The organism is Yoonia sp. (genome assembly GCF_036007805.1).
Lineage (GTDB): Bacteria > Pseudomonadota > Alphaproteobacteria > Rhodobacterales > Rhodobacteraceae > Yoonia.
On sequence record NZ_DASYOK010000324.1, the window covers coordinates 1 to 5,702 of the forward strand.

The following is a 5,702-nucleotide window of genomic DNA, read 5'->3' on the forward strand; positions in this document are numbered from 1 at the left end:
ACCAGACGCGCACCTGATCCCGGCTCCATCGTCGTATGCACCACAAGTTCATCATCATATTTCGCTGGCAGCAGATAATCGGCCTCGACGCGGCGGACAGCGAACACCAGCCCGTCCGCTTTCATCTGTACCTGATCGACACCCAGCTCGCGCACCCATTCACTACGCGCACGCTCAATGAATTTCAGGTAATTTGCATAATAGACAATGCCCGCCAGATCGGTGTCTTCATAATAGACGCGGATGGGAAATTGATGCGTCATGACGGGCGCTGAACCCGTGCCGCGATCCGCAAAGCATGGCTGGCATCGCGCGCCATGGATGGCATGACCGGATCATAGGCCGCACGGATCACATCCGCGATTTCAGGCCGCAACATCGCCTTATCCCCAATCATCGCCAAAGGCGGTACCTCGTCAAAGGCCGTATCCGACCACAACAGTATCGTCTGCACTGCCTGGCTCAGCGCCAGCGTATCCGCAGGCACCGCTGCCAGATGATCATCCATGCGCAAGAACACAAAGGCCGCCCGTATCGCGCCCGCCTCATCGAACCGGAAAATCCGGTATTGATTGGCATCGGCCTGCTTCAAACGCCCTACCAACGGCGCAAGATCAGGCACCAATTTGTCCAGATGCGGCACCTCGGTCATTTCATCCCAATCCTGACAGAAAAACACCATCAGGTTCGCACCCAATTCCATATCCGTCTCGGCCATCTGATGCGACGCCAGTGTCACCACAGCCTCGATCGCGCCTTTGAATACCGCCAGTGTGGCATCATCGACCCCGAACACCACCGGCACGATCGGCCGCCCCCAACGGGCAAACACATAGGCACCGTCCGCACGGGTAAAAAGCTGCTCTATCGCCTGATTTTCCATGTCCATTCAAACTTCCGCCGGAGGCATCTGCCCTCTCAACCAAATAAATCCGTCTGCGATTTGGGCGCGTTGAGCCCCAAATGCGTCCAAGCAAGCTGCGCCAGCATCCGGCCCCTTGGCGTGCGCTGGATCAGCCCCTTTTGCAGCAGATAGGGTTCGATCACATCTTCCAGACTATCGCGGCTTTCCGACAGGGCCGCCGAGAGCGTCTCGACCCCCACAGGTCCGCCTGCGTAGCTCTCTGCAATCAGACGCAGATAGCGGCGGTCGGCATTATCAAGTCCCAGATGATCCACGCCAAGACGGGTCAAGGCACTATCCGCAATGGCTTGGGTGACCGTCCCGTCGCCTTCAACAATTGCGAAATCCACCACACGGCGTAACAACCGCCCTGCAATCCGCGGCGTGCCACGCGCACGGCGGGCGATCTCGCGCGCGCCTTCAGGGGCTGCAGGTGCGCCCATCAACCGCGCGCCGCGCGTTACGATTTCGTGCAACTCGTCTTCGGTATAGAACTCCAACCGTGTCGGAATCCCGAAACGGTCACGCAGCGGTGTGGTCAAAAGCCCCATCCGTGTGGTCGCGCCAACAAGCGTAAAGGGCTGCAATTCGATCCGCACTGTGCGCGCGGCAGGGCCTTCGCCGATTACCAGATCAAGCTCAAAATCCTCCAAAGCGGGATAAAGCACCTCTTCCACCGCCGGATTAAGCCGGTGGATTTCATCAATGAACAAGACATCCCGTGCTTCGAGGTTCGTCAGGATCGCCGCCAGATCACCCGCCTTGGCCAGAACCGGCCCCGAGGTCATCCGGAAATTCACCCCCAATTCACGTGCCATGATCTGGGCGAGCGTGGTTTTGCCCAAACCGGGCGGGCCATGGAACAATGTATGATCCATCGCCTCACCGCGCCTGCGCGCACTCTCGATGAAAACTGACAGGTTCGCCCGCGCCGCCTGCTGGCCGATAAATGCGTCAAGCGTTTGCGGACGCAACGCACGGTCCTCATCCTCTGGCCTTGGGGCTGCGCGCAATGTTGGGTCAGGCTGGTCCATCGCCATCCTCTACCCCTTTGGTGCCAGCAATTTCAAGGCAGCACGGATCAGGGTTGATGTATCCGCATCCGGCGTCGCCCCTGCCGCTTCAGCCACAGCACTCGCGGCCTCACCCGGCGCATAGCCAAGGTTCCCAAGCGCCGACAACGCCTCTGCACTTGCCGGATTGCCCCGTGATACTGCCGCCTTACGCGGGACTTTGGGCGCATCCACCTCGATCACGTCATCGCCCAGCGCCTCGGCGACAGATCCACCCATCGCCATCACTCCGGGGGCTTTGTCTTTCAATTCGATCGTTATCCGTTGCGCTGTCTTGGGGCCCACACCTTTGGCCTTGGCCAGAGCATTCCAGTCACCTAACGCGATCGCCCGACTGACGCCATCGGCCCCCAAAGTGCCCAAAATCGCCATTGAGGCCTTGGCCCCGATCCCCTGCACCGACATCAATAGACGGTGCCATTCCTTTTCAACGAGCGTAGTAAATCCGAATAGCTGCAAGTTGTCTTCGCGGACCAACAAATCCGTGTAAAGCGCCACCGCCTCACCATTGGCAGGCAGCCCCGCCATCACGCGATCAGAGATATAAACAATATACCCCACGCCGCGCACATCAATTAGCACGTGATCCGTGCTGCGATAGTCCAGCCGTCCTGCAATCTTGCCAATCATGCGCCAGCCTTTGCCAATGCGGCAGCAAGGCTGCTGGAAGACTGTACGTGAAACGAATGACAGATCGCGATGGCAAGCGCATCGGCGGCATCAGGTCCGGCCAGTTGCACGCCGGGCAATTGCACTTTGACCATATGTGCGACCTGCACCTTGTCGGCATGGCCAACGCCCACCACGGCCTTCTTGACAGCATTGGGAGCGTATTCCCCAACAACAAGCCCCGCCTGCGCAGGGACCAGCATCGCAATACCGCGGGCTTGACCCAGTTTCAGCGTCCCTGCCCCGTCCTTGTTGACAAAGGTCTGTTCGACTGCCGCCGCCTGTGGCTGATACTGTTCCAGCACCGCGGTCAGTTGCTGATGCAATGACAAAAGGCGGTCGGCCATATCGCCCACCTGCGAGTGACAGATCCCGTTGGCCACATGTGTCAGCCGTGACCCGGCCACGTCGATGATGCCCCACCCCATATTCCGCAGGCCCGGATCGATCCCCAAAACACGCATCGCTCGCCTCTTTTTTTGTTCTATGAGCATCGCTAGCACAAAACGCGAACAAGGACCAAGAGGCTTGGTGTATCCCTGTTATGCGCTGAAAAGGTCACACCGCTTGAATGCGGCACTCAGAGGGTGAAAAACGCCTCCGTTAAACCCTTATAAATAAATACTTTGCGGCAGCATATGCACAAAAATAAGGCATGATGAAAACGCATATGACCCATGCTAAGATGGCACTAGTCAACCCGTGCTTTCCCTCATAGATGCCCCCTATCAGATCAACGCTGCAGTTGCAGCATAGACAATAGGAATATGGCCATGGCCTCTTTTGACACAACCCGCCCCGTCGCTGGCCAATCCGCTGGCAAAATTTCTGCGTTCTTTATGAACATGTTCAGCGCCGTTGCGGCATGGAACGATGCCCGCATCACCCGCAATTCGCTGTCAAAGCTGACAGCCCGTGAACTGGATGATATCGGCCTGACATACGGCGACATCGAAAAAATCGCGACACGTAACGCACGCTAAGCAAAAGCGACTGACCAAAATCGAAAGGCCGCGTTCCCGGTGAACGCGGCCTTTTCGTTTGTCTGGTATCGCAAATTAGTTTTGCGGCAGAACTGTCGCGATACCCGCGGCTGCAACCATGGTCACAGGATCGGGCTGCATAACCCAAGCGCCGGCCTGTTCAAGTACGGTACCGCCTTGCAGTGCCGCAACCCGCTCGCCATAGGCTGCTTCGCCCAGATAGGCCAAAAGAAACCCCTTGAACAGGAAGCCAAGGAAGAGAACCGCCAACAGACCTTTGAGCGGGAAGCGCGGGCGGTAAAGCCGTGGCTTGGCAACGATCAACCCGTCAGAGTTGACTGTCCGCACAACACCGTTGGCCATTTTCTCATGGCGACGGACGATCTTTTTCAGTCTTTTATCAAAAGGGACGTGGGCTTGCACCGAATCATCCTCCTAAGTTTGACGGTTACTCATAATACAACAACAACGATACGTTCGCACCAACCGAGTGAATTTTCAATTAATCTAGGCATTATGGCCTTATTTGGACGAAACTTTGCCTAAAATTAGCGTTGTCCAGTCAACAATCACACGCCGTTCAACAAGATTGAACCCGTTTTCTGCATATACGGCGACTACCTCGTCGGCCTGCTCATTGAGAATCCCCGACAGAATCGCATAGCCGCCCTCGGCAATATTGGCCCCCATATCCGGCGCCAGACCGATCAGCGGGGCCTTGAGGATATTCGCGAAGATCAGGTCATAGGGCGCGCTGTCTTTCAAAACAGGCGCACCGAAACCGGCTGCCACAACGCAGTTCACACGGTCCTGTAGCCCGTTGCTGACAACATTGGCTTGCGCCACTTCAACGGCCGTCGGGTCAATATCACTGGCAAGAACCGCGTCAGGCAGCACTTTGGCTGCGGCCATCGCCAGCACCGCTGTACCGCAACCCACATCCAGAATGTTCTTTCCGGCGAAACCGTCTGTCAGCAACTTGTCGAAAGCCTCCAGACAGCCCTTCGTGGTACCATGATGCCCCGTGCCAAAGGCCATGGCCGCATCAATCAGTAACGGGATCTTGTCGGCGGGCACCTTGTCTGCATCATGCGTGCCATAGACGAAGAACCGCCCTGCCTGCACGGGGGACAGTTCCCGCTGCACTTTTGAAACCCAATCCTGTTCGGGGATTTCCGAGATATTAAAAGGCTTGGCGTTGTAGAGCGCCGACAACACAGCCAAAGCACCGGCATCGGGCCGATCCATAAAGTAGGCGGCGACCTCCCAAAGGCCCGATCCGTCCTCGATCTCGAAAACACCTACACCCGTCGGTTCCGGCTCTAGCCCTTCAATCGCTTCGGCCAAGGCATAGGCCGGGTCTTCACCGGTGATCGTTGTCAAAGCCGAATAGGTAATCATCATCTTGCCCTTGCGCTGGTTCACTTTCCGTTATGGGGCGTCCTGCGTCCCGTCAAGCAATTCGCGATCTGCAAGGATGATCTGCGCGATCTCTTTCGCCCAAACCGCATAGACCTCGGGGCCAGGGTGGAACCCGTCTTCGGACATGTTGGTTTCATCCAGTCCCAGATCAATGCGCGCCATCGTACAGACAGGCCGTGCCGCGACAAGCGCATGTAGATGCCTGTCAAAACGGGCCGCCTGACGCCCCAGCACCCAGCGCAGGGGCTGCGGCAAAAGCGGGAATTGTCCCATCGGTGGCAGGCCGGAGACCACGATCTTACGCGCGCCGAACTGTGTCGTCAGCCGATCAAACAAAGCTGTTTGTTGCCGCCGCCATCGCCCCAGCGACACAGCCTTAGTCACGTCATTCACACCCAAAGCCGTGACAACAACATCGTATGGGCCTTCTTTCAGCGTATCGAGCCACACCAATACATCCGATGTCCTGGCGCCAGTCACCGCATGCAGATGATATGTCACGGTCACAGAGGGGGCCAAATGCGCGGTCAGCTGGCCCATCAAAGCCTGCTCTTGCCGCGCGACACCCACCCCAGCAGCCGAGCTATCACCCAGGATCAAGAGCCGCAGCGCAGGCCCCTGACCAATCGTGCCTGTGCGATCCCCCGCTGG

General features: G+C 57.6%; 9 protein-coding genes. 1 reads left to right on the top strand and 8 read right to left on the bottom strand.

All coding sequences use genetic code 11. The features are described from left to right. From VGP75_RS17220 to ruvC, 5 genes are all read right to left on the bottom strand, one after another. Positions 1 to 263 (bottom strand): YbgC/FadM family acyl-CoA thioesterase (locus VGP75_RS17220; RefSeq protein ID WP_327544827.1); only part of this gene is annotated, 263 nt, incomplete at its 3' end. Beyond that, complete coding sequence (locus VGP75_RS17225; protein ID WP_414727820.1) at positions 260 to 883, bottom strand: hypothetical protein; 624 nt, start codon at positions 881 to 883, stop codon at positions 260 to 262. The genes VGP75_RS17225 and VGP75_RS17220, both read right to left, overlap by 4 nt. A 35-nt stretch (positions 884 to 918) precedes the next feature. Beyond that, positions 919 to 1,938: a Holliday junction branch migration DNA helicase RuvB gene (ruvB, locus tag VGP75_RS17230; RefSeq protein WP_327544835.1), complete on the bottom strand. Its 1,020-nt coding sequence runs from the start codon at positions 1,936 to 1,938 to the stop codon at positions 919 to 921. A gap of 9 nt (positions 1,939 to 1,947) precedes the next feature. Then, positions 1,948 to 2,607, bottom strand: a complete 660-nt coding sequence (gene ruvA, locus VGP75_RS17235; protein WP_327544829.1) for a Holliday junction branch migration protein RuvA — start codon at positions 2,605 to 2,607, stop codon at positions 1,948 to 1,950. Further along, a complete protein-coding gene (ruvC, locus tag VGP75_RS17240; protein ID WP_327544830.1) occupies positions 2,604 to 3,110 on the bottom strand; it encodes a crossover junction endodeoxyribonuclease RuvC in 507 nt (168 codons plus the stop codon). The genes ruvA and ruvC overlap by 4 nt, the downstream gene beginning before the upstream one ends. Before the next feature lie 303 nt (positions 3,111 to 3,413). Here ruvC and VGP75_RS17245 point away from each other — a divergent pair, with 303 nt between their 5' ends. Then, on the top strand, positions 3,414 to 3,629 hold the full coding sequence (locus VGP75_RS17245) for a DUF1127 domain-containing protein (protein ID WP_327544831.1): 216 nt from the start codon (positions 3,414 to 3,416) through the stop codon (positions 3,627 to 3,629). Positions 3,630 to 3,704: 75 nt separating this feature from the next. On the opposite strand, the gene VGP75_RS17250 is transcribed toward VGP75_RS17245, so the two are convergent. The 3 genes from VGP75_RS17250 to VGP75_RS17260 all read right to left on the bottom strand — a co-directional run. After that, positions 3,705 to 4,052: a hypothetical protein gene (locus VGP75_RS17250; RefSeq protein WP_327544832.1), complete on the bottom strand. Its 348-nt coding sequence runs from the start codon at positions 4,050 to 4,052 to the stop codon at positions 3,705 to 3,707. 99 nt (positions 4,053 to 4,151) lie between these two features. Further along, positions 4,152 to 5,030, bottom strand: coding sequence for a 50S ribosomal protein L11 methyltransferase (locus tag VGP75_RS17255; RefSeq protein ID WP_327544833.1), 879 nt, complete (start codon positions 5,028 to 5,030; stop codon positions 4,152 to 4,154). 30 nt (positions 5,031 to 5,060) lie between these two features. Beyond that, the coding region (locus VGP75_RS17260; protein ID WP_327544834.1) for an SGNH/GDSL hydrolase family protein at positions 5,061 to 5,702 on the bottom strand (642 nt) is incomplete at its 5' end.

What these genes read in the sequence shown, in the direction of transcription:
- ruvC (WP_327544830.1), bottom strand. Translation starts at nt 3,110, where the DNA reads ATGCGTGTTTTGGGGATCGATCCGGGCCTGCGGAATATGGGGTGGGGC.
- VGP75_RS17255 (WP_327544833.1), bottom strand. Translation starts at nt 5,030, where the DNA reads ATGATTACCTATTCGGCTTTGACAACGATCACCGGTGAAGACCCGGCC.
- VGP75_RS17225 (WP_414727820.1), bottom strand. Translation starts at nt 883, where the DNA reads ATGGAAAATCAGGCGATAGAGCAGCTTTTTACCCGTGCGGACGGTGCC.
- ruvA (WP_327544829.1), bottom strand. Translation starts at nt 2,607, where the DNA reads ATGATTGGCAAGATTGCAGGACGGCTGGACTATCGCAGCACGGATCAC.
- VGP75_RS17245 (WP_327544831.1), top strand. Translation starts at nt 3,414, where the DNA reads ATGGCCATGGCCTCTTTTGACACAACCCGCCCCGTCGCTGGCCAATCC.
- ruvB (WP_327544835.1), bottom strand. Translation starts at nt 1,938, where the DNA reads ATGGACCAGCCTGACCCAACATTGCGCGCAGCCCCAAGGCCAGAGGAT.